23 protein-coding genes are annotated in these 22,908 nt (G+C 69.9%); 8 read left to right on the forward strand and 15 right to left on the reverse strand.

The genetic code is table 11. The features are described 5' to 3' along the window. Window positions 1–100: 100 nt before the first annotated feature. Complete coding sequence (locus AORI_RS67425) at window positions 101–544, reverse strand: MarR family winged helix-turn-helix transcriptional regulator (RefSeq protein ID WP_043848995.1); 444 nt, start codon at window positions 542–544, stop codon at window positions 101–103. Between the two features lie 104 nt (window positions 545–648). On the opposite strand from AORI_RS67425, the gene AORI_RS67430 reads away from it, so the two are divergent. Beyond that, window positions 649–1,047, forward strand: a complete 399-nt coding sequence (locus AORI_RS67430) for a DUF5313 domain-containing protein (protein ID WP_016335612.1) — start codon at window positions 649–651, stop codon at window positions 1,045–1,047. A gap of 290 nt (window positions 1,048–1,337) precedes the next feature. On the opposite strand, the gene AORI_RS67435 is transcribed toward AORI_RS67430, so the two are convergent. The 3 genes from AORI_RS67435 to AORI_RS67445 all read right to left on the reverse strand — a co-directional run bounded on the left by AORI_RS67435 (window position 1,338) and on the right by AORI_RS67445 (window position 3,580). Next, window positions 1,338–2,315 carry an RNA polymerase subunit sigma-70 gene (locus AORI_RS67435; protein WP_016335613.1) on the reverse strand — a complete coding sequence of 326 codons (978 nt, stop codon included), beginning with the start codon at window positions 2,313–2,315 and terminating at the stop codon, window positions 1,338–1,340. An 82-nt stretch (window positions 2,316–2,397) separates the two neighbouring features. Continuing rightward, window positions 2,398–2,808: a VOC family protein gene (locus AORI_RS67440; protein ID WP_016335614.1), complete on the reverse strand. Its 411-nt coding sequence runs from the start codon at window positions 2,806–2,808 to the stop codon at window positions 2,398–2,400. A gap of 37 nt (window positions 2,809–2,845) precedes the next feature. After that, the gene (locus AORI_RS67445) at window positions 2,846–3,580 is read right to left on the reverse strand and encodes a helix-turn-helix domain-containing protein (RefSeq protein WP_016335615.1); all 735 of its coding nucleotides are present in this window, start codon (window positions 3,578–3,580) and stop codon (window positions 2,846–2,848) included. Between the two features lie 316 nt (window positions 3,581–3,896). Between AORI_RS67445 and AORI_RS67450 the strand changes: the two genes are divergently transcribed. Then, complete coding sequence (locus AORI_RS67450; RefSeq protein WP_016335616.1) at window positions 3,897–4,718, forward strand: S1 family peptidase; 822 nt, start codon at window positions 3,897–3,899, stop codon at window positions 4,716–4,718. Between the two features lie 163 nt (window positions 4,719–4,881). Here AORI_RS67450 and AORI_RS67455 read toward each other — a convergent pair whose 3' ends face one another. The 9 genes from AORI_RS67455 to AORI_RS67495 are packed head-to-tail and all read right to left on the reverse strand — an operon-like array spanning window position 4,882 to window position 15,190. Further along, window positions 4,882–6,357 carry a class I adenylate-forming enzyme family protein gene (locus AORI_RS67455; RefSeq protein ID WP_016335617.1) on the reverse strand — a complete coding sequence of 492 codons (1,476 nt, stop codon included), beginning with the start codon at window positions 6,355–6,357 and terminating at the stop codon, window positions 4,882–4,884. Then, window positions 6,354–7,727: a CoA transferase gene (locus tag AORI_RS67460; RefSeq protein WP_016335618.1), complete on the reverse strand. Its 1,374-nt coding sequence runs from the start codon at window positions 7,725–7,727 to the stop codon at window positions 6,354–6,356. The genes AORI_RS67455 and AORI_RS67460 overlap by 4 nt, the downstream gene beginning before the upstream one ends. Next, entirely contained in the window at window positions 7,724–8,515 is a 792-nt protein-coding gene (locus tag AORI_RS67465; RefSeq protein ID WP_016335619.1) for a class I SAM-dependent methyltransferase, read from the reverse strand. Before AORI_RS67465 ends, AORI_RS67460 begins: the two co-directional genes overlap by 4 nt. Further along, window positions 8,506–9,999: a class I adenylate-forming enzyme family protein gene (locus AORI_RS67470; protein ID WP_016335620.1), complete on the reverse strand. Its 1,494-nt coding sequence runs from the start codon at window positions 9,997–9,999 to the stop codon at window positions 8,506–8,508. Before AORI_RS67470 ends, AORI_RS67465 begins: the two co-directional genes overlap by 10 nt. Then, entirely contained in the window at window positions 9,996–11,300 is a 1,305-nt protein-coding gene (locus AORI_RS67475; protein ID WP_016335621.1) for a protoporphyrinogen/coproporphyrinogen oxidase, read from the reverse strand. The genes AORI_RS67470 and AORI_RS67475 overlap by 4 nt, the downstream gene beginning before the upstream one ends. Beyond that, the gene (locus tag AORI_RS67480; protein WP_016335622.1) at window positions 11,297–12,220 is read right to left on the reverse strand and encodes a UbiA family prenyltransferase; all 924 of its coding nucleotides are present in this window, start codon (window positions 12,218–12,220) and stop codon (window positions 11,297–11,299) included. Before AORI_RS67480 ends, AORI_RS67475 begins: the two co-directional genes overlap by 4 nt. Further along, complete coding sequence (locus AORI_RS67485) at window positions 12,217–12,858, reverse strand: class I SAM-dependent methyltransferase (protein ID WP_016335623.1); 642 nt, start codon at window positions 12,856–12,858, stop codon at window positions 12,217–12,219. The genes AORI_RS67480 and AORI_RS67485 overlap by 4 nt, the downstream gene beginning before the upstream one ends. Beyond that, entirely contained in the window at window positions 12,858–13,979 is a 1,122-nt protein-coding gene (locus tag AORI_RS67490) for a DegT/DnrJ/EryC1/StrS family aminotransferase (protein ID WP_016335624.1), read from the reverse strand. The genes AORI_RS67485 and AORI_RS67490 overlap by 1 nt, the downstream gene beginning before the upstream one ends. Further along, on the reverse strand, window positions 13,976–15,190 hold the full coding sequence (locus AORI_RS67495; protein ID WP_420806971.1) for a DegT/DnrJ/EryC1/StrS family aminotransferase: 1,215 nt from the start codon (window positions 15,188–15,190) through the stop codon (window positions 13,976–13,978). Before AORI_RS67495 ends, AORI_RS67490 begins: the two co-directional genes overlap by 4 nt. A 99-nt stretch (window positions 15,191–15,289) precedes the next feature. Here AORI_RS67495 and AORI_RS67500 point away from each other — a divergent pair, with 99 nt between their 5' ends. Genes AORI_RS67500 through AORI_RS67525 form a run of 6 tightly spaced genes read left to right on the forward strand, consistent with a single transcriptional unit; the run spans window position 15,290 to window position 20,655 of the window. Further along, the gene (locus tag AORI_RS67500; protein WP_016335626.1) at window positions 15,290–16,309 is read left to right on the forward strand and encodes a Gfo/Idh/MocA family oxidoreductase; all 1,020 of its coding nucleotides are present in this window, start codon (window positions 15,290–15,292) and stop codon (window positions 16,307–16,309) included. Next, window positions 16,299–17,117: a sugar phosphate isomerase/epimerase family protein gene (locus AORI_RS67505; protein ID WP_016335627.1), complete on the forward strand. Its 819-nt coding sequence runs from the start codon at window positions 16,299–16,301 to the stop codon at window positions 17,115–17,117. The genes AORI_RS67500 and AORI_RS67505 overlap by 11 nt, the downstream gene beginning before the upstream one ends. Next, window positions 17,114–18,334, forward strand: coding sequence for a M20/M25/M40 family metallo-hydrolase (locus AORI_RS67510; RefSeq protein WP_016335628.1), 1,221 nt, complete (start codon window positions 17,114–17,116; stop codon window positions 18,332–18,334). The genes AORI_RS67505 and AORI_RS67510 overlap by 4 nt, the downstream gene beginning before the upstream one ends. Next, entirely contained in the window at window positions 18,331–19,380 is a 1,050-nt protein-coding gene (locus AORI_RS67515) for an Ldh family oxidoreductase (RefSeq protein ID WP_016335629.1), read from the forward strand. The genes AORI_RS67510 and AORI_RS67515 overlap by 4 nt, the downstream gene beginning before the upstream one ends. Further along, window positions 19,377–20,321 (forward strand): Gfo/Idh/MocA family protein, encoded by a 945-nt coding sequence (locus AORI_RS67520; RefSeq protein WP_016335630.1) that lies wholly within the window; start codon window positions 19,377–19,379, stop codon window positions 20,319–20,321. Before AORI_RS67515 ends, AORI_RS67520 begins: the two co-directional genes overlap by 4 nt. After that, window positions 20,254–20,655, forward strand: a complete 402-nt coding sequence (locus tag AORI_RS67525; protein WP_038510733.1) for a DUF6917 domain-containing protein — start codon at window positions 20,254–20,256, stop codon at window positions 20,653–20,655. Before AORI_RS67520 ends, AORI_RS67525 begins: the two co-directional genes overlap by 68 nt. A 378-nt stretch (window positions 20,656–21,033) precedes the next feature. On the opposite strand, the gene AORI_RS67530 is transcribed toward AORI_RS67525, so the two are convergent. Further along, entirely contained in the window at window positions 21,034–21,570 is a 537-nt protein-coding gene (locus AORI_RS67530; protein ID WP_016335632.1) for an EF-hand domain-containing protein, read from the reverse strand. Window positions 21,571–21,648: 78 nt separating this feature from the next. Then, window positions 21,649–22,896 carry a nucleotide sugar dehydrogenase gene (locus AORI_RS67535; RefSeq protein WP_016335633.1) on the reverse strand — a complete coding sequence of 416 codons (1,248 nt, stop codon included), beginning with the start codon at window positions 22,894–22,896 and terminating at the stop codon, window positions 21,649–21,651. Window positions 22,897–22,908 lie beyond the last annotated feature (12 nt).

Consider the following 22,908-nt stretch of genomic DNA (forward strand, 5'->3'; position numbering starts at 1 on the left):
GGTCCCTCATCTTCCTGTCACTTTGTACTGGCGTGACGGGAATTACCCACCCCGGAGCGGCTTCACACCCTCATTTCGTCACACCCCGGTTTCGGTTCGCTCAAGCCGTGGCTTCGATGACCCGGGTAAGCGCCTTGTGCAGAGCCTCCAGCTCGGAGACCTCCATTCCGAGCTTCTCCACGACGCGATACGGGATCTTCTCGGCCTCCGCGCGCAACGCGCGACCGGATTCCGTCAGCTCGACCGTGAGCAGCCGCTCGTCCTCGGCGCTGCGCCGCCGGGTGACGTAACCGATCGTCTCCAGCCGCTTGAGCAGCGGTGACAACGTCGCGGGTTCGGCGCGCAGGGCGACACTCAGCTCCTTGACCGCCTGCGGGCCCCGCTCCCACAGCGCCAGCATGACCAGGTACTGCGGATGGGTGAGCCCGTGGGGTTCCAGCAGCGGCCGGTAGATGGCGATGACGCTGCGCGACGCGACCGACAGCGCGAAACACACCTGACGCTCCAGCGCGAGCGGATCCTCGCCCAGATCGATCGCCTTCATCTCCGGCCCCTCCGAGTTCATACCGTCGATCCTAGTGTTGACGCTAATATTTAGCGTACTAATGATTAGTGTACTGTGATGGCATCGACGGAAGGAGTCGCCCGATGCCCCGCAAACGCCCGGACGTGTTCCGCTGGCTGTGGTACTCCCTCGGCGGCAGGCTGCCCGAGCGCTACCACGACTGGATCCTCCACGACGCGACCACCGGGAGCTGGCGCTGGCGGCACGTCGCCCGCAGCACGGTGATGATCGCCCCGCTGTGCGCGGTGTGGCTGCTCCTGCCCGGCCCGCTCACCCTGCGGCTGGCGATCGTGCTGATGGCCGCGCTCGTGGCGTACTTCTACTCGATGGCCTACATGGAGGAGAGCATCGAGCACCGGCTCGCCAAGAACGGCTTCCCGCCGGGCATCGGGCGCCGGACCCGCGCTGAGGCCACCGCGGTCGCGGAAGCCGAGGTGACCGAGCGGTATCTGGCGCGGTACCGGGACCAGCCGAACTCCTGACGCTCTTCGGCCCGCCGGGCGCCCGGGTGCCGGTCCGGACGTTGCGGAAGCCACTTCGCAACGTTGAAGGTTGCGAGAGATGCTCCTAGCGATGTCAAGGGGTGACGATGTGCTGCTGACCGGTCATCCCGGTCACTGCCCATCTGTGTCTCGATCCGTTGAACGGGTGTCCTGGTGGCACAGGCTCCTATCAAGTCACGAACGGAGACCACGACAGAGCCGGCAGATCTTCCGCAAGACAACCCCCACCAGAGCGCCAGCGGCTTTCGCGACACGACGGACCTGGACGATCACAGGGTCGGGGGCAAGTCCAGCCACGGCTTGCCGGTGGCGTCGAATCCGGTGAGCTCGGCGATCTTCCCGTCGGCGACGCGCAGGACCGCGATGGCGAACAGCCGGTACTCCGGCTCTCCGGGGGTGCGCAGGTACAGCGCGGCGGCCGGCATGCGGTTGACCGTCGTGGCGATACCGCGCCAGTCGTCGTGGCCCCGCTGGAAGAGCCCGCCGGAGACCCAGCCGTCCACCGCGTCCTTGGCCGTCGTGGTCGTGGTACCGGCCTCAGGCAACATCGCGAAGCGCAGGTCTTCGCGCAGCAAGGCCGCCAGCCCGTCGAGGTCGTTGCGCTCATGAGCCTCGATGTACGCCTTCACCACGCCACGCTCGTCCTTCGACAGCTCCGCGCCCCGCCAGTCGAGACGGCGATCGGGCAGTCGCCCGCGCATCGTCACGCGTGCCCGCTGCAAAGCGCTCGTCACCGATGCGACGGTCAACTCGAGGGCGTCGGCCACCGTCGACGCCGGCCAGCCGAGGACGTCGCGCAGGATGAACACCGCCCGCTGCCGCGGCGGGAGATGCTGGACGGCCACGATGAACGCCAGCTCGATCGTCTCCCGCGCCACCACCGATTCCTGCGGGTCCTCGGGGAGCATCCGGTCGGGGTACGGCTGCAGGTACAGCACCTCGGAGTCCTGCAGCCCGGCCGGGACGGGGGTGCGATCCTCGCGTTTCTCCAGGAAGTCGAGGCAGGCGTTCGTCGCGATCCGGTACAGCCAGGTCCGCAGCGCGGCGTGCCCCTTGAACGACTCCCGCCGGTGCCACGCCCGCAGGAACGTCTCCTGCGTCATGTCCTGGGCGTCCTCGTAGTTCGCGAGCATCCGGTAGCAGTGCACCTGCAGCTCACGCCGGTGGCGCTCGGTGACGAGCGCGAACCGCGCCGGATCGCCGGAGCGGGCCACCTCGATGAACGTGGCCTCGTCCGCGTCGGTCATGGTCGTCGATCCTTCCACTGGTGCGAGGGGTCACCTGAATCGACGACGCGGCGGAGGATTTCTCATCGGTGAGGCCCCGCGGTCACTCCTGGCCGTCGCCCATCGCGGTCGGGTCGTAGGCGAGGAATTCCCAGCTGTGGCCGTCCAGGTCGTCGATGGCCCGGTTGTACAGCCAGCCCATGTCCTGTGCCGCGCGCGGCTCGGTGGCGCCCGCGGCCAGTGCCGCGTCGACCAGGCCGTCCACCTCTTCGCGCGACCCGGCGGCCAACGCGTTGATCACCTCGATCGGACCGTCCGTCATGGACCGCTTGGTGAACGACGCGAACGTTTCGCGCGTCATCAGCTGCACCAGGATCGTGTCGGCGAGCGCCACCTGCACCGAGGTGTCACCGCTGAAGTCCGGGTTCACCGTTCCGCCCATCGCCGTGTACAGCTTCGTGCTCGCCTCGAGGTCGGAGACCGGCAGGTTGACGTAGATCTGCGAGATTGCCATGACTTGTCCTCCAGTAGGTCTGTGGTCACCACGAAACCTACGGGTGCACCGCGACCTCGGTCTTGTACAGAAGCGACAGCACCTCGTCCTCGCTCGTGCGCCTGAGCTGAGTGGCCGTGCGTCCGGTGAACCGCGTCAGCGAGCGGGCCAGATGCGGCTGGTCGTGATACCCGACCCGCTGCACGACCTCGATCGCCGCCACCCCCTGCCCCAGCAGCATCACGGCCTGCCTGGCGCGCTCGATCTGCCGGATCGCGCCCTGGGTCAGCCCGGTCGCCGCGGCCACCCGCCGCTGCACCGACCGCGGTGTGACCAAAGTGGGCACTTCGCCGCGGAGCACGTCGGTGACGAGCGGATCGCGGATCAGCAACCCGGCACGGACCAGCCGCTCGACGAAGACGTCGGCGTTGTCGTAGCCCGGGGTCTCCCACTCCTCGCCCTGCAGGACGAACGAACGGGCCGTGGTGTGGGGACTCGGCACCGCGGTGTCGACCAGCCCCCGCACCGGCATCGGCGCCAGGTACGCCCCGTGCCGGAAGATGATGCCGAGCGTTTCGCCCTCACCCGGCCCCAGGTCCAGCACCGTGGGGCTGGTCTCGGGCCCGCGCACCGCCACATGCGTCTCGCCCCGGTCGCGCCACACCACGAGCTCCCAGTTCGAGTTCGCGATGGACCGCATGCGCGACGGCCCGATAGCGGCCTGCCCGGCACGGTAGACCCGCTCCACGTAGGGAGAATCGGACGGGCGCTGCTCGACGCCATCGAGGCTCACAGGCAAGAAGCTAGCACCGGCTCCGGCCGCACACGCGAGTTCCGCCGATCGGTACAGGTGGTCGTGAGTGGCGTTTCGGGTTCTAACCCGAAACGCCACTCACGACCACCTCGACCGAAGCCACAGCGGCCACCGCGGTCGCACAACCCGTGGCGGACGTCCTGAACGACCCTTTCATGACATAGGTGGTACCTGCGCTACCGGCCGGCGTCGGGCAGCCACCACCGTGGTTCGGGGGGCTTGCCCGATGGTCACGGGCGAGTTGAACGACAAAGCTGGACTTGATCGATCCGAAGTCGTCGAACAAAGGAAAAGCATGTCGAAGGTGGCGACCCTGCGCCGCAATCTGGTTCGTGCCGCCGCTGTCACGCTGGCGGGAGTGTTCTGCGCGATCGCGGTGCCCGGCAGCGCCGGCGCGGTGGTGAACGGCAAGAACTCCACCGAACGCTACGAATTCATGGCCTCGATCCCGGAGGTCGTGCCCGAAATGAACAACGCCAAGGGCGTCTGCGGTGCCGTGCTGGTGCATCCGCAATGGGTGGTGACCGCGGCGCACTGCGTCGACCCGGACAACAATCCGGCCAGGCCGGAGGGAACCGTGCGCATCGGCAGCGAGCGGCGGACGACCGGCGGCACCGTCCGCACGATCGACCGCTGGGTCCGCCACCCGGGCTACCAGCCGGGCGCGCCGAACAAGAACGACATCGCGCTGGTGCGCCTGGACCGCCCGGTCTCCGAACGGCCCATCCGCATCGCCAACCGTCCCGGCCGCCCCGGCACGCCGACCCGCTTGATGGGCTTCGGCACCACGGTCGACACCCCCGACTTGGACAAGGTCGTGTTCCCGGAACGGCTCCAGCAACTCGACACGCGCATCGGCGCCGTGTCCGAATGCTCGCCCGGTTACGCGGACTCGACCCGGCTGTGCACGGTGAGCCGCAAGCCCGGCGCGATGGCGTGCATGGGTGACTCCGGCGGACCGCAGGTCCAGCGCGGCTGGGGCGGCCGCTGGGAGCTGATCGGCGTCACGTCCGGCCCTGGTGACGACGACGTGCCGTGCGCCAACGGTCCCGGCCTCTACACCAGCGTGCCCGCCTACGCCGGGTGGATCCACCGGACCATCCACGGGCACCGCTGATCCTTCTTCGGGTCCGATGGTGGGCTGAAGGCTCCCTTCGCCGAGTCTTATGCGGCGAAGGGAGCCTTCAGCCCTTTTTCTGGAGTGGGTTCCCGGCCAGGTCGAGCGTGGAGGATTTGGGACGTTGAACGTCCCAAATCTTCCCCGCTCACCGATATCAGCGTTACCCCTGACCAACCCCAGAGGCGAGTTCGCTTCGCCTCACCGCGATCTCCGTCAACGTACGACGGCACACCTTCCCCGTACGCCCCAGCGGCAGCTCAGGAAGCGCGATCAAGAACTCCGGCATCTTGGCGACAGCCAAGCCCCGATCGGCAAGAAAAGCCTTCAGCTCAGGCAAGCCCACCGATCGTCCGCCAAGGACGGAAACGCAAGCACAGAGCCGTTCCCCCAGAACGCTGTCCGGCACCGGGACACAGGCGACCTCGCTGATCGCGGGGTGGTCACCCAGCGCGAGCTCCACTTCGGCCGGGCTGATGGTGTACCCGCCGCGGATCACCACGCGTTTGCGCCTGCCGGTGACGTGGAGCCTGCCCTCGTCGTCGAACCGGCCGTTGTCCCCCGTCCGCACCCAGCCCCCGTCGAGCCGGTACGCCGCGTCCAGTTCGGGCGCGCCCACGTAGCACAGCGGCGTCATCGGGCCCCGCGCGCAGATCTCGCCGTCGACGAGGCGCACTTCGCAGACCGCGGGATCCGGGACGCCGACGCCGTTTTCCGGCTTCGCCGTGTGGCAGTTGACCCCGTCCGAGGAGCCGTAGATGTCGATCATCTCCACGCCGAACCGCCGACGACAGGCGGCGCGCGTCGAAGGTGGCAGGGTGTCGCCGCTCGACACGATGGCCGCCAGTCCGGCGGTGTCCACGGCCGAGGGGTGCTCGACCATGCGCCGCCACATCGCGGGCACACCGAACACGTGCGTCGGCCGGTGCTCGGTGATGAGCCGGAGGGCCGCACCCGCCTCGAACCGGCGGGTCGAGATCAGCGTGCCGCCGAGGCGGCAAAGGGTCACCGCGACACCGAACGAGCCGAATCCCGACGTCAGTGAAACGAGGACCAGGTCTCGCGGGATCTCGGTCCCGCCGTGCACGGCACGGACGTAGTTCGCCCGGCCACCGGCGAAGGCGTTGTGCGAGTACGCGACCATTTTCGGTTCCGATTCCGAGCCGGACGACACCAGGATCCGGGCCGGGGCATCCGGGTGGACGTCGCCGACGCGGCTCGGCTTCGACGAGCCTGACACTCTTCCGTTTTCGATGACGAACCGGACACCGGCGCGTTCGAGGAGACCGTCCGCCCCGCGTGGCAGGGGCAAGACCACGGCGCCGAGCGCGAGGATCGCGAGTTCGGCGACCACCGCGGCCCGTCCGTCGGGTTCCCGCACCCCGACGATATCCGCCGAGCCGCATCCGGCGGCCGACAACCGAGCGGCCATCGCCCGCACCGCGACATCCACCATCGCGTAGTCGAGCGTGCCCTCGTCGTCGATCACCGCCGTGCGAAGCGGATGCTCACGAACCCGGTCACGGAACAACGAATACAGATCGCGGCCCGGGCAATGTCCACACCGGACCCATTCGCGGCGCAATCCGGCGGGAACGAGGTCACGCAGGACGATCCCGGTCTCCGACTCCCAGATCATGACGTGAATTCCCACGGCGACGCGACAAGCGCGCAGTCGGCATGGATGAGGGCGCGGGAAAATCGCGGATCCGCGGCGAGTGCGGCGAGGTCGTCGCACACCGGCACCGACAGCGGCCGGTCGCATCGGCGGCGGGCGCCCGCGTTGAGCCGGTACGCCGCGGACAGGAGTGACGACGCGACCCGCGTCGCGCCTTGGGCCAGGCCCGTCACGATCCCGTGCGCGCACACGATCCCGCCGAACACATCGACGATCGTCATCAGCGACGGCGGGACCCCGGCGTAGGCCTGGACGACGAAATCCGTGCCCACCGGCGGTTCCGGCCCCAGCTCCGTTCCCCATCCCGACGCGTGCGCGTACAGGATCCCCGGCCGGGCGCGCGCGAGATCGAGCGCGCTCAACGACCACCGCTCCGCCTTGCCCGGCGCCCAGTTGTGCAGGAACACATCGGCCCCGGCGGCGAGTTCGAGCAGATGCTGTCTCCCGTCCGGTGTGCTCAGGTCGATCTCGACGACCTCCTTGCCGTCGTTGAGCGCGCGGAACCGGGCCGACGTGTGGCCGGCGACCGGCGGAACCCACCGCAGCGGATCACCACCCGGCGGCTCGATCCTCAGCACCGTCGCGCCGAGAAGGCGCAACAGGTGACCCGCGAGCGGGCCCTGGACCCGGCGGCAGGATTCGAGTACGACCAAGCCGGACAACGGAAGCGGCTCCACCGCCCGCACCGGACGGTAGCCGCGGCCCTCCCCGCTCACGACGAACGCGGGAGCCCGGTCGAGCGGCCGCTCCGCCGTCCGCACCAGCGTCATACCCGTCAGGAGGGCGACCTGTTCCAGCTCCCCGATCGGCCGAGCGGCAAGGGCTTCCCACAGCTGTGGCGGCAGCGGGCAGGTCGCGGTCGCGAAGCGGTGCAGGAAAGGGTGCCAACCGCTCGAAATCGCGTGCGTGCCGACTCCGAGCGTCGTCCAGAACCGTTGCCAGACCGCAGATTCGAGTGTCTCGATCTCGAACGAGACACCGTCGGCCGCGCGGAAGGGCGGCCCGCCGGGGACGAACGTCTCCCGGTACTCGTCCTCGGCCGTCGCCGCCGCGAGATACTGCGAGATCGCCAGCAACGCCGCCTGCGCCAGCGAAGTGGATACCCCGCGCAGCGGAATTCCGCGGCCACGCGCGAGCTTCAGCGAGACGGCGCCCAGCGCGGAGAGCTCGGCAGCGAGGATGGACGCGTAGTCGAGACCGAGCCGGGTCGGCTCGCCGAGGCTCCGGCCGTGCACATGCATGATGCCGCAGGCGGCCTGCACGTCGAATTCGCCGTCCAGCGGCAGATCGAGTGGCCCCGCCACCGTCACGGTGTCCAGCGCGGTGTTCACGCGGGCCGCCTGCCCCGCACCGAGTACACGACACAGGACGACGCCCGGAACCCCGGATCCCGCATGACCGCACGCACTTCGGCGAGCTCGCCGTCGGTCATCCCCGCGGCGACCAACCGGTCCCGCAGGTGATGTGTGTGGTGGATCAGCAGCTCCAGCCCCGGCGATCCGGCCCGCCACGGGAAGACCGCGGGCACCGGATCGACGTCGACCAGCCCCGCGGCGACCATGGACGCGGCGGCGCGGCGGCCCCACGTGCCGTCCCCGCCCGCCGTCGAGAACGCCTTTTCCTTGGCCGCCAAGAAAGTCTCGTAAAGGTTCGCGGCTCTCGCATCGGGCGCGAGCAGGACCGGGCCGTAGGAGATGTCGAACTCGTCGATCTGCATCCACCCGCCGGGCTTCAGCGCGCGGACCAGTTTGCGGAGCACGGCCTCCCGCTCCGGCAGATGCTGCAACACCAACCGGGTGTGGACGAGGTCGAACTCATTCCGGGGCAAGGGATCGTGCACGACGTCGTGCCGAAGGACGGTCAGCCCCGGCGCGGGTGCGATGTGGTGGGGTTTGATGTCGGTCGCCAGCACCGTGCCGGTCGGCGCCACCCTGGCGGCGAGCCACTGGGCCACGCCGCTGCCGCCCGCGCCGACCTCGAGACAGGACCAGCCCGCGCCGACCCCGGTCCCCGCCAGCCGCGCGAAGGTGACCGGGTCGTACGCCTCGGAGAGACAGCGATGCTGCTCGACGGCGTGCCCGCTGTCGTTGTCGAACGCGTAGGCCGTACTCACGTCCACCTTCCCGAACCGTTCGTTTCGGCCGTGCCGGTCAGCCGCGCCAGCAGTTCCAGGCGCCGTACCTTCCCCGTCCCGGTTCTCGGGACCTCGTCCCACGGGAGCACCACGGGCTCCCCGAGCGGTGGCAGGCCGAGCACCGCCTTCCGCCAGTCGTCCGCGTCCAGTCCGTCGTCGGTCACGACCACCGGGATCGGCGCGCGCCCGGCCGCGGAGAGCACCACGCATTCGGCGATGGACGGGAGCCGGTCCTCGATGGCGTCCTCCACCGCGAGGCAGCTCATCCCCGGCACGCTGTCGACCTCACGGTCGAGCAGCGTCACCGCACCACCGCGGCCCACCACGCCGAGATCACCGGTGTTCCACCACCGCCCGTGCACCTTGGCCTCCCATCGGTCCTGTTCACCCACGTACGCCACGCATCGCGCGCGCGTCCGGGCCAGCAACAGCCCGGCGGTGCCACGCGGCACCGGTTCGGCGGTCTCCGGGTCGACGGCCCGCAGCCGGGCGAGGCCGGGCAACGGCCTGCCGAGATCACGGGTGGTGTGCGCGGTACGCCTGGTGAAGAACCGGAACGACAGCGGCCCCGTCTCCGATTGGCCCCAGCCCTGCATCCACAGTGGACACTTCCGGCCGCTGGCGTGGAGCATCGTCCGGATCACCGGCGGATGCACGGCGTCGTAGGTGCTGACGAACCTCCGCACCCGGAAGAACGGGTTCTCCGGCGAGTTCGCGAGCGGCCGCCAGCGCGCGTACGCCGCCGGGAGGGCTTCGACGACGGTCGGCCGATGACGCCCGAACATCGACGGCGCCGAGGAGGGATCGCTCAGGATCACGATCTCCCGCGGCGCGAGGCACAACGCCGACGCCGTCCAGCAGAAGGTCCGGCCGTGCGCGTACGCGCTGGCGTTGGCCAGCACGTCGTCCCGCCGGAGACCGAGGACGGGCCAGCGGACCGCCTCCGGCCGCGCCAGCCGGTCGATGATCGTCCGGGTCGTGTGGACCACCAGCTTCGGCGTCCCGGTCGTCCCCGAGGTGTGGCAGATGAGCAGCGGATCGTCGGCGTGCCTCCGGTGTATCGCGGGCGGTGGCGCGGGGGCGAAGTCCTCGACGCGCAGGACCCGGTCCGCCCGCAGGGAAGGCCGGTCGGTCACCAGCACCGCCGGGCCGAGACGCCGCAGCAGCAGCTGCACGGTGCCGTCCGGCAGCGCTCCGGACAGCTTCGCCGGAACGGCTCCGATCCGTACCGCGGCGCAGGCGAGCAGGTCGTAGTCCCAGTGGCCGCGTTTGACGATGGCCACCCGGTCCCCCGGCCCCACGCCGGATTCGGCCAGCCATCCCGCCACGTCCCGCACCAGCCCGGCGAGCCCGGCGACCGGGTACGCCGTCCCGCGCTCCGGAGCGATGTCGAACGGCCGGTCGAGGTACACCCACGTCCGGGCGCCCGCGCACTCGTCGAACAACGTGCCCATGTCGTGCGGCTTCATCGAGCGCCGCCCTCCTCCACCGGCCGCACGACGCGACCGGCCAGCCGTCGCGCCGCCCGCAGGCCGGAGCGGACGGCCGCCTCGCTGCACGGACTCAGGAACACCCAGTCACCCGCGTAGTCGACGACGCCACGACCGAGGTCCGCCTCGAACCCGGCGCGCAGGGCCAGCGCCCGAGGTGTCGCTTCGGGCGCCGCGTGGCGTACCCGCCGGACGATCGCGCGGCGGGTCGCCGACCGCAGACCGGGAACGAGTGCCTCGGCGGCGCCGGTCAACCGGCTCGCCACGTCCTCGTCGGAGGCGTCCAGCAGTTCCGGCACCACGGCCGGATGGGCCATGAGCGTGACCAGACCGCGGCCCTCAGGCGCGCGGCCGGGATGTTTCAAGTGGTCGAAGATGACCGTGGACACGGTGCCGTTCTCGGCGGCCGGCACCATCAAGGCGTAGTCGGGGCCACCGAGCGGGCGATCGAGAAGCAGGTGCGCCTTGACCACCGGGGTGAACGAACACTCGCGGAGAAAGGCCGAACCGTGCCCGGGGTGGAGCCGGGCCGCCACCGGGGCGGGGACGGCCAGCACGACCGCGCGGGCGGTGATCTCCCGCGTGCCGCTGAGAACGCGCGCCGAGGCACCGTCGTCGACGACCTGATCGACGGGGAACCCCGTGGTGACGTCCGTTTTCGCGGCGAGGGCACGGGCGAGGGTGTCCATCCCGTCGCGATACGCCCGCCAGGTCGGCGGTGGTCCCACCGCCGTGAGCAGCGCCAGCAAGGGCGCCGCGGCCGACCGGGCCGGATCCCAGCCGAAGAAGCCGGAGACGATCGGTTGCAGCAGGTAGTTCATCAGGTCCGGGTGATGCGGTGCGGCGAACTCCGCGACGGTGGTGCCGCCCAGCGCCGAGTTCTCCGGTCGTCCGGTGTCGAACGCGCCCCTGATCAGCCGTGCCGCGTCCAGTCGCGCCCGGAGGGACAACCCGGCCCCGGTGAGCAGCCCGCGGGTCTGCGCGACACCGGGCCTGGCCTTGCCGCGCCACATCGCGATGCCGCGTCCGATCGGGGGCGCCGCGGCGGGACCGACACCCAGTTCCGCCAGCAATCGCCAGGTCTCGCCGTAACCCCGCTCGGCCATCTGCTCAGCGCAGGTGTCGATCAGGTAGCCGTCCTCGCGCAGTGTGGTCATCCGGCCGCCGACCACGTCGGCCGCCTCGAAAACCCGCGCTTCGCATCCGGCCTTGCCGAGCTGGTACGCGGTGGTGAGCCCGGCGACGCCCGCGCCCACGACCGCCACGTCGACATCGGTCACGTGATCACCACCAGGTTCACCAGGACGAGCGTCAGCACGGTGAGCCGGTGGATCCGGATGCCGAGCATGCGCGCCCGCAGGATGTCCCCCACCGCGAAACCGAGCCACAGCTGCCATCCGCGGGACACGATCGTGGGTGACAGCGCGAGGGGGAACCACCACGGGCCGCCGAGGGCGGGGACGGCGAGGATCAGCGCGAGTTCGGCCGCCGACACGCCGATGACGAAGAACATGTTGCCCCGCGCCGAGGTCAGGGCGGCCACCGTCGGCCTGCCGACGCGGCGATCGCCGTCGACGTCGTTGGTGTTGGAGTAGACGCCGAACAGCAGCGGCCCCAGGCCGAAGAGCAGCGCCTGGGCGAGCGCGAACCCGGTGAACTCGCCGGTCGCGAGGCCGTACGGCGCGAGGACCAGCGACCAGCCGAGCGCCGCGATGAAGAACTCCTGGAAACCGTGATAGCTGAGCTTCACTCCCCAGGAGTACTGCAACGAGAAGAAGTAGGTGACCACGATCAGCACGACCGTCCACACAGGACGGTGTGGGGCCATCGCGATGGCCGCGAGCCACAGTGCCGCACCGACGACACCGGTCGCCCACGCGAACCGCAGCACCTGGTTCTCGTTCAGCGTTCCCGCCACCAGTGGCTTGCGGTATCGCTTGCGCCGCGCGTCGTCCGGCGAGTAGTTCGTGATGTCGCTGCCGTCCCGGTACCCCGTGAGATCGTCCAGCGCGACCATCGCCGCGATCACGAACACCTCGCCGAGCAGGAACACCCCGACGGTCGCCAAGACATCCGGATCGAACCTCGACATCGGCGCCAGCAACGTCCACACCACGACCACGCCGAGGTAGTAGTCGACGATGTCGAGCTTCGCGAGCCTGAAATACGCTTTGCCACGGGAGACGGCGAGGGTGGTCATCGCGGGTCGTCCAAGGCGATCAAGGCGGCGAACGACCGGTCGCCGCCATAGTCCAGCTCACGCCGGTCGAGCAGGCGGGCGCCGGGGAGCAGGGCCAAGTACTCCTCCACGGTCCGCAATCTCGAGAACCGGCCGACCGGGATCTCCGCTTCCTCGTACTCGATCAGGACGAGATGCCGTGCCGCCGCGGCGATCGCCCTGCACGCTACGGCGATCTCGTCCTCGTCCAGGACGTGCATCAGCACCCACACGCAAACGGCGACGTCGAAACGCTTGTCCCGCCACGGCAGCCGCTGGACGGTCGTCCGCATGAAGTCCACAGTGGACAGATGTGCGCAGTTCGCCCTGGCGAGCGCGAGCATGCGCGGGGTCATGTCGATGGCCGTCAGCGCCCGCGCGTGCGCCGCGATCGACGGCGTGAGCCTGCCCATCCCGCAGCCGATCTCCAGCGCGGCTCCCACCTCGCCGAGCGATTCCAGGAACGTCGTGACGAGCCGGATGGTGCGGGCGGTCGTCCCGGCCGCGAGTTCGGCGGGCTGGGAGGCACGCATGACCCGGGTCAGCCCGGTCCGCTCCGCGCGTTTGCGCCACTCGTCGGCGACCTCGCTCGGCGCGGGGGTGCGGGTAACCTGCTGCATCACGACTCCTTCGCGAATCGGCACACCGCGTCCGCGATGCGTTCCACCTGCCCGTCCGTCAGCTGCGGGTAGATCGGGATGGCCAGCGTCCGCCGCGCGGCGAGCTCCGCCGCAGGCCAGGCATCGCCAGGCCGGGTGAAGGGGGCGAACGCGGGTTGCCTCGGCAACGGCGCCGGGTAGTAGACGTGCGAGCCGATACCTCGCGTCGCCAGGTACTCACGGAGTTCGTCCCTGCGCTCGCAGAGGAGCGAATAGACGTAGTAGCACCGTCCATCACGAGCCGGAGGCGGTGCGAGCACACCACAGCCCGCCAGTTCGGCGAAGCGTCCGGTGTAGTACTCGCCGATGCGCGCCCGGCGTTCGAGCCGCCGGGGCAACGTCGGGAGCCGGTACAGCTGGAACTCCGCCATGATCTCGTCGAACCGGCTGTTGTAGCCGATGCGGTGATACCGGAACCTGGACTTGCCGTCCTGGCCGTGGTTGCGCAGCATCCGCACCGCCGAGCCGAGCCCGGCGTCGCGGGTGACGACCATGCCGCCCTCGCCCGGCATCCCGAACGTCTTGACCTGCACGAACGAGTAGACACCGGCGTCGCCCCACATCCCGGCGGGAAGGCCCGCGAGCGTCCCGCCCTGAGCGACCGCGGAATCCTCCAGCAACCGCACGCCGGGCGCGGTGGCGATCCGGCGCAACTCCGGCATGTCCGCCATGACCGAGAACATGTGCGCGGGCATGATCACCTTGGTGCGCGGCGTGACCAGCCGGGCGACCGCGGCCGGATCGACGACCATGGTCCACGGGTCGATGTCGGCGAACACCGGCGTCGCGCCGAGCAGCGCGGGCGCCGCCGCGAGCGGAGCGCAGCCGAAGGCGGGCACGATCACCTCGTCCCCGGCGCCGACGTCCATCGCGCGCAAGACCAGCGTCAATGCCGAGGTTCCGCTGCCGCAAGCGACCGCGTCCGCGGCGCCGACCGAGTCACGGATGGCCGCCTCGAACCGGGCCGTGCGCTCGCCGAGGATGAATTTCTGCTCGGGTGCGAGGCCGACGCGATGGACGATGTCCAGCAGTTCGGCTCGGTCGTCGTCGAAGAGATCGGCCGGGAAGAACGGCAGGGTCATCCTCGCCGCCCGTGGTAGAAGTCGCGGATCGCGTCGCAGACCCGGTAGCAGTCTCCGGCGGGCATGTCCGGATACAGCGGTAGCGCGAGCGTGTGACGGCAGGCGCGCTCGGCGTTCGGGAAGTCACCCTTCCGATGGCCGAGGCCGTCGAAGCAGGGTTGCAGATGAAGCGGGGCCGGGTAGTAGATCTCGGTCTCCACCCCCACCGCCGACAGATACGCCGCCAGGTCGTCCCTCACGTCGACCTCGACCACGTAGACGTAGAACACGCTGTCCGGCCGGTGTTCCGGCAGCTTGCGCACGCCCGCCACGCCCGTGAGCGCTTCGCCGTACCGGGACGCCAGTTCCGCGCGCCGGGCGATGTCGCCGTCGAGTGTGGTGAGCTTCGAGAGGAGGACGGCGGCCTGGATGTCGTCCATCTTGCTGTTCACGCCGGGCAGGCCGGTCGCCGTCGAGATCGCGGGGAAGTCGGCGATCGTGACGCCGAAGCGGCCGTGGTGGCGGAGCGCGCCGGCGATCGCGGCGATCCGGGCGTCGTCGGTGAGCACGGCGCCGGCGTCACCGAGCGCGCCCAGTGTCTTCGTCGGGAAGAACGACAGCACCCCGCCCGCGCCGAACAGGCCGGCGTGCGTGCCGCGGTGACGCATGCCGATGGCCTCCGCGCTGTCCTCCACCACCGTGAGGCCGAGGCGTCGCGCGACGCGAAGCACACCGTCGATGTCCGCGAGCCGCGAGAACAAATGCGTCGGCATGACGAACCGGGTGCGCTCCCCGGCGGTGTCCGCCACCGCGGCGGGGTCGACGCCGTACCCGTCCGCCTCGATGTCGGCGAAGACCGGCCTGCCGCCCGCCAGCACGACCGAGGTCGCCGTGGCCCCGAAGGAGAAGGCGGGAACGATCACCTCCTCGCCGCGCTCCAGACCCGCCGCCCTCAGCAGGAGGACGAGCGCGTCCGTTCCGTTGTTCACCCCGACGACGAACCTCGCGCCGGTGTACGCGGCCAGCGCGGACTCCAGTTCGGCCACCTTGGCACCGTGCGAATACTTGCCATTTTCGATGACGTCGAGAATATGTCGCCTGGTGCCGGCCCACGTCCGCTCGAATGTGGCCGATTGATTGAAGAAGGACACCGACAGCGTACCCACCTCCGGTGGTGTAGGAACCGTTTCCGAGCGTAGGACAGGAAATCCGCCCGTCCGCCACGTTCGCACTTCCTGGTCAACCCGTGGCCGAACTGTTGACAGTTGATCTTGGTGATGTCAGTTTCGAATTGGATTTCTGATTGCGAAACTCGAGGAGCGGGCTCGCCAGTGCGATCATTCGTCGTTGGACTCGGCCGGGCGGGCGCGGGTCTGCATCTCCCCGTCTTGGCCAAACTGCGTGAACGGAACCCGAAGCTCTTCGACGACCATCCCGTCGTGGCCTGCGAACCGAGGGAGACGGTCGTCTCCCGGCCGGGTCTGGTGGTCGCGCCGACCCTCGACGCCGCGGCCGACGGGCTCTGCCCCGCCGACACGATCGTGCACGTGTGCACGCCACCGACCCAGCGGCTGGCGGTGCTCTCCGATCTGGCCGCCCTGGGCTTCCGCAAGATGATCGTGGAGAAGCCCCTCACCACCGACATCGACGACCTCGCCCGGATCGTCCGCCTGCGCCGCAAGCACAAACTGCATATCGAGGTCGTCGAACCCTGGCTCGCCAGCAGCCTCACGGCACGGCTGGTCGAGCTTTTCCGCGGTGGCCGGTTCGGCGCGGCGAAGTCGATCGACGTCGTGCAGAACAAGCCGAGATTCCGCCGGTCGCTCGTGCGGCCCGGCCACCCCACCGCCTTCGACGTCGAGCTGCCGCACGGGGTCGCGCTCGCGCTGCGGCTCGCGGGCGCCGCCCGGGTCACCCACGCGTCGGGAACCGATCTCGAGGTCGAGGGCAACATCGGCCCGCGGATGGGCGGAGCCACCGTCGGTCTCCGGCACAACTCGGGTGTCCACACGGAGATCCGCTCGGATCTCACCTCCCCGGTCCGCGAGCGGCGGGTCACCGTCGAGTTCGAGCAGGGCAGCGCGGTCGGGCATTTCGCGGTGAGCGGCGACGACCATCACTCGCAGTTGACGCTGCGTTCGAACGGCCGGTCCGAGCACGTCGTACTGCGGGACGACGCGATGACGGAATGGATGTTCGAGGCCTACCGGAAGTTCCAGCTGGACGGGGAGCAGACGCAGGGCTTCACCTTCGCCACCGAGGTGGTGCGGCTGCTTTCGGTGGCCAAGAACATCTGCGCGGAACCGGTCACCAGCCCCGAACCGGACGTGGTGGCGACCCATGCCGGATGACCCGGTGCTCGCCGGCATCACCGACGAGGCGGCGTACGACATCGGTGGGCAGCTCTCAGTGCTCGACGAACTGGGCTGGAAGGCGATCGAGCTGCGCACGGTCGACCGGGAGGCCGTCGCCGACCTCACCGACGAACGGTTCGACGCCGTCGCGACCGCCTTGTCGGACAGTGGTGTGCGCGTGGTCTGCCTGGCGTCCCGGATCGGTGGCTGGTCCCGGCCGGCAGGCACCGATTTCCGGCGTGACCTGGGGGAGCTCGACGTGCTCGCCGGACGCGCACGGGCGATCGGCACCCGCTACGTGAGGATCATGTCCTATCCGAACGACGGGCTGAGTGATCGATCCTGGCGCGCGCTGGCCATCGAGAGGATCACCGTGCTCGCCGAGCGGGCCGAGCGGCATGGGGTGACGCTGCTTCACGAGAACTGCTCGGGCTGGGCGGGCACGCGGGCCGAGCGCATGCTCGACCTGCTGGACGAGGTCGCGAGCCCGGCGCTGAAGCTGTTGTTCGACACCGGCAACGGGGTCGCCCACGGTTACGACGGGTTCGATCTGCTCGCCGACATCGTCGGCCACGTCGAACACGTGCACGTCAAGGACGCCGACGAGCGCGGATTCACCCTGCCCGGCCAGGGCACCGCGCGAGTCGCCGACTGCGTGAAACTGTTGCGGGCCAACGGATATCAGGGCGCGTGGTCGCTGGAGCCGCATCTCGCGATCGCACCGCACGAAGACGGGGTGCTCGCCAGTGGCGCGGCGGACACCTTCGTCGCCGCTGGCCGGGCGATGGCCGGGCTGCTCCGATGATGCCCGCGGACCGGAGCCTGCTGCTGAAGCTGCTCGATCTCCCGACGGCCGGTCCACTCGAAACGAAGGGTGAAGTCCGCCTGTGGGACGCGATGCGGACGTACGCCGACGCCGCCACCGACATCGGTTTCGACGTCCTGCGGTTCGCCGCCCCGGATCCGTCGGTGCTGGACCGTCCGGGTGTTCCCGTCCTGCTCCGCGACACCGGGCCCGGATTCCTCGCCTGCCAGCCGAGCCTCGTGCTGCGGATCGGCCCCGCCGCTCCCGCCGTCATGTTCAACGTGCACCTCGACACGGTGGCCCCGTTCGAACCGGCCGGTTTCGACGGGACCAGATTCGTCGGCCGCGGCGCGATCGACGCCAAGGGGCCCGCGGTGGCCCTGCTGGCCGGTGTCCGCGCCGCGCTGGCGACGGAGCCGTCGGTCGGCCGGGACGTCGGCGTCCTCATCCAGGCCGTCTCCGGTGAAGAGGGCGGGGCGATGGGCACCTTCGGCACACGGCCGCTCGTCGAAGCGGGATTCCACGGCGAACTCAACGTCTTCTGCGAGCCGACCGGACTGCGGTACCTCCCCCGCTGCTCGGCGTCGATGACCGCGTGCGTACGAGTGGACGGCGAAGACGCCATCGACGACGAGCCGCACCGAGGGCACAACGCGACGGTCCTGCTCGGTTTCCTCGCTCAGCACCTCGCGGACGACCTGCCGAAGCACGGCCAGCTCTGCGTCGCGGGCCTGCACACGGGGCGGATGCACAACAGGGTGTACGGCCGCGGCGAGCTTCTGCTCAACATCCCTTACGACTCGCCGGAAGCGGCGGCGAAGATGGCCGCGGCGCTGGAGGACGGGCTGAGGACCGGCATCACCGCGTTCGAGGCCAGGTTCCGGCGGTCCCCGTCGTACGCCCGCACCGCGACCGACGCGGCGAGGATCACCGGCCTGCGCTGGCTGAAACGCGATCTGCCTGCCTTGCCGGCGCAGGACATCCCGCTGCTGGACGCGTTCGTTCCCCGCTGGCCGGACGACGAACCCGGGTTCACCTGCGACGCCCTCTGGCTCGCCGGCGTTCCCGGCACCAAGACGGCCGTCCTCGGTCCCGGTTCGCTGGGAGCGAACAACGCGCACTCGCGCGGGGAATACGCCGATGTCGGAGAACTCGACCGGTTCGGCGATCTCGTCCGCGAGATCGTCGTGCGGTTCGCCCGCGACGGAGGAGCATGACCGTGCTGGTGCCCTATCCCGTGCTTCTTTCCTTGGTCGTCGGGATCTTCGTGGATCGAGGGATGCCCGAGGATCGGGCGGCGATCGCCGCGACCGCGTTGTGCCACGGCGACCTCACCGGAGTGACGTCGCACGGCCTCGTGAACCTGACCCGGCTGTACCTGCCCCTGCTCGATCAAGGACGCGCCGAGCCGAAGGCGGACATGGCCGTGGAGACGGACCTTGGCGCGTGCGTCCTCGCCGACGCCCGCCGCACCTTCGGGTTGTGGTCGGCGTCGCAGGCCATGGAACTGGCGTGCGCCAGGGCTTCCCGGCACGGCATCGGCATGGTGTCACTGCGCGGGGCGACGCATATCGGCTGCGCCGGCCACCACGCCGCACGTGCCGTCACGCACGGCATGATCGGTCTCGTCGCTTCGAACTGCGGCGGGCAGCGCATCGCCCCGCCGCCCGGCGGCACGGCCGCGATGCTCGGCACGAACCCGCTCGCGCTGGCCTGTCCCGCCGGTGGCGCGCATCCGTTCGTCCTCGACATGAGCACCACCGTCGTACCGACCGGCCGGATCCGTGCCGCGGCGCGCGAAGGCAGGGAGATCCCGCCGGGCTGGCTCGCCGCCGACGACGGTTCCCCGGTGACCGATCCCGCCGCGTTCGACCGGGGCGAGGCTCATCTGCAATGGCTGGGCGGCGGCCCCGAAACGGGCGCCTACAAGGGATTCGGGCTCGGCCTGCTCGTCGAGGTCCTCGGCGCGCTGGTACCCGGCGCCAGGCTCGGCGCGACTTCGGCGGACGGGAACCGCGACGACGACATCGGGGTGCTGGCGCTCGCGATCGCTCCGGAAGTGCTGCGCACCGGATTCGCCGCCGACGCGTCCGCGCTCTTCACCGCGGTGCGGGAGTGGCCTGCCCGCGATCCCGAGGTCCCGGTGGTCTATCCCGGCTGGCACGAGGGTGAGCGCGCGGCCCACCACCGTGCGCACGGCGTGCCCGTGGCCGACGCGGTCTACCGGGAACTCCGCGCCGCGGCGGAGAGGACGGCGAGGTGATCCGGGTCGGTGTCGTTGGGCTCGGGGTCATCTCGCGGTTCTACCTCTCCGCGGTGGAGCGGTCGCCGTCCTTCGACCTCGCGGCGGTCTGCGATCTCGATCCCGCGGAACTCGCGGAAAGCACCGTGCCCGGCTACCGCGATCATCGGGAAATGCTCGCCGCCGGAGGGCTCGACGCGGTGATCGTCACGGCTCCGAACGACGTGCACGCCACGGTGTGCCGGGACGTGCTGGACGCGGGCCTGCCCGTGTGCGTGGAGAAACCGATCGCCACGAGCCTCCTCGACGGCGAGGATCTCGTGGAGCGGGCGGCGCGGCGGGATGTCGCCCTGTTCACGGCTTTCCATCGGCGGTACAACGGCAACGTGCGGGCGTTGCGCGAGAAGATCGCGGGCGGGCCGCCGATCGATTCCGTGACGGTGCGCTACCTGGAACGGATCGAAGAGCACGTCGGCGGGGATCGCTGGTATCTCGACGCGGCGCGATGCGGCGGCGGGTGCGTGGCGGACAACGGACCGAACGCCCTCGACCTCGTCCAGTTGTTCCTCGGCACGCTCACGCTGCGAGACGTCCGGATCAGCCGCGACGCGGACGGCATCGACCGGCAGGCGACGCTCCTGCTCGACGGCGCGGTCGTCGAACTCGACTGGTCGTTCCCCGGGGAGGTCAAGGACGTCGAGGTCCGGTTGGCGGACGGCACGATCCTGCACGCCGATCTGCTCGACGGCTACCCGGAGTTCAAAGGATCGCTGTGGCACGAGTACGACGGGCTGCTGCGCGAGTTCGAGGACGCCGTACGCGAGGGCGGTTCCTGGCGCGACAACGGCCTGACCGCTCTGTCCATAGTGGACGATTGCTATCGGAGGGAGAACGATGCGGGAAGACGGGCCGAAGCGGGAGATCATCGGCACGGTGGTGAAGGTGCTGGTGCATCGGCGTGACGACCGGGGCATGAGTCTCGAACCGTTCGCCAGCCGGTGCGTCCGCGCCGGCGAGGTGCACGAACTCGTGACGACCAGCCACGACGACACGGAGCCGGGCGCACGCATCGACCACGTCGGCTTCCTCGGATTCGCCGAGATCGACCGCGCCGGCGTGATCGACCGGGGCGACGAAGTGTGGATCGGCGGCGAACTCGTCGGCACCGTGCTCGGCTTCGACGGCTGCCATTTCCCCAACCACTACAACATTCTCATCCACACCGCGCTGCCGGTCACCGGTGAGGGGATCGGCCTGAAGCCGGAGCGGGAGGTCTGCTTCCGGGGCCGGTGGTGAGGGGTCCGGCAAAGTCGTCAACCCGCTGGCGGCGGTCACAGCGATCGGTACAGGTGGGTCGTGCCGAACGGCGGCTTCGCGTGATCGATCGGACGGCACGTGTGATCAGACGGACGGCACGTGTGATCAGACGGACGACACGGCCGTGGCGAAGCTTCCGTCGCGAGACAGGGTTGGCTCTGACCCGAATCGCCACTCGCGACCCGGTGCGGGGCCAGGGCCGAAGGCTCCCTTGGCCGCGTCGGATGCGGCGAAGGGAGCCTTCACCCCGGCAGCGGCCTCGCTCACGAACACGACACGTTTGCCGTACCCCCAACCCTTCCGGGGCCGGTGGTGAGTGGCTCCCCGGCGCCGGGCGGGCCACTCACCACCGCGCGGTCACTTGCCCAGCAGTGGCACGTCACTCTTGCCGAGGTGGTAGTCGCGAACCGCGTGCACGAGTTCGTCGACGGTCAGCTTCCCGTTGCCGTTCACGTCGATGGCCTGGAACGCCGGGCCCACGGCCGAGGCTTCGACCCCGATGGCGTTCAGCCACTTGGCGAACTCCCGCTGATCGACCTCGCCATCGCCGTCGGTGTCGCACAGGCCGACGATCGCCGAAATGGTCGGGCGGACCACCCTGGCGAATCCCGCGTCGCCTTCCTGGAAGATCTGCGCTTCGATCACCTCGGTGAACTGCCGCTCGTCCAGTGCGCCGTTCGGGCCGACACCCGCCTTGCCCGCCAGGAACTCGAACATCGTCACGAACGAGTCCTTCACCGCTCGCGCCTGTGGCGACGCCGGATCCTCACCGAACGCACCGATGATCCGCTTGGCCTCGGCCTCGAAGTCGGACTTCTCGATCCTGCCGTTGCCGTTGACGTCCCACTTCTCGAAACGCTTCTTGAGCCTGTCGTTCTTGATCGCCGTGGTCATTCGTGCACTCTCCTTTTCGCGAAAGCTCGGAAGAATTGCGGTACGCGTGCCTGCCCTGCTCTCGACCAGGCAGAACGTTCAGAGCCGGACGACCTCCTTTCCGGGAACCCGTCCCGTCACGTCGAACAGCACCCTGGCCGTCGAGGCCAGGTGCCCGTGGTCGTAGGCGCGATGCGCCACCAGCAGGACGGCGACGTCCGCGGTGCGCAGCGTCGCGTCGAGATCGGCCACCGGCGGCCCCAGTTCGGGCACGGTCTCCGCCACCGGATCGTGGTAGGACAGGTCCGCCCCGAGCGCTCGCAACCGAAGGGCGATCCGGATCGCGGCGGACTCGCGGGTGTCCGGCACGTCCGCCTTGTACGAGACCCCGAGCAGCAGCACTTTCGCGCCCCGCAACGGCTTTCCGTGTTCGGCGAGCAGCCGGGTGACGCGTTCGACCACGTGCTCCGGCATCCGGTCGTCCACGAGCCGGGCGGCGTGCACCACGCCGAGCAGGGCGCCTTCCCGCTCGGCCTTGTCCAGCAGGTACTTGGGATCGACCGGGATGCAATGCCCGCCGACACCCGGCCCCGGCGCGAACGGGGTGAAGCCGAACGGTTTGGTCGCCGCGCAGTGCATCACGTCCCACACGTCGACGCCGATCCGGTCGCAGAAGATCGCGATCTCGTTGACCAGCGCGATGTTCACGTACCGGTAGGTGTTCTCCAGCAGCTTGGCCATCTCCGCTTCCCTGGTGCCGCGCGCGATCACCACCGTGTCGACGAAACGCTCGTAGAACTCCGCGCACCGCTTCGCGCAGGACGGGGTGTGGCCGCTGATCACCTTCGGCGTGTTCCTGATGCCGAACCGTCTGTTCCCCGGGTCGACCCGCTCGGGCGAATAGGCGAGCGAGAAATCGGTTCCCGCTGTGAGACCGCGCTTTTCCAGGATCGGCCGGACGATCTCGTCGGTGGTGCCCGGAAAGCTCGTCGACTCGACGATCACCATCATGCCCGGCGCCAAGCGCTCGGAGACCGTCTCCACCGCGCGCCGCACGGCGGCCAGATCCGGTCCGCCCGCCGTGGTCAACCCGGTCGGCACGCACAGCACGATCGTCTCCGCGCCACCGAGGACTTCAGGGTCGGTCGTCACCGTGAAGCCGTTCGCGCGCATGGCCCGTAGCCGGCTCGCGGACACGTCGGGCACATGTGGCCTGCCCGCGGCGATCTCGGCCGCCACCCGGGGCGAAGTGTCGTATCCGATCACCGACAACCCCGCCCCGGCGACGGCTTCCGCCAGCGGTAGCCCGACGTAGCCGACTCCCACCACGACAACGTCGACGGTCACGGGAACCTTCTC

It is taken from the genome of Amycolatopsis keratiniphila (genome assembly GCF_000400635.2).
Lineage (GTDB): Bacteria > Actinomycetota > Actinomycetes > Mycobacteriales > Pseudonocardiaceae > Amycolatopsis > Amycolatopsis keratiniphila.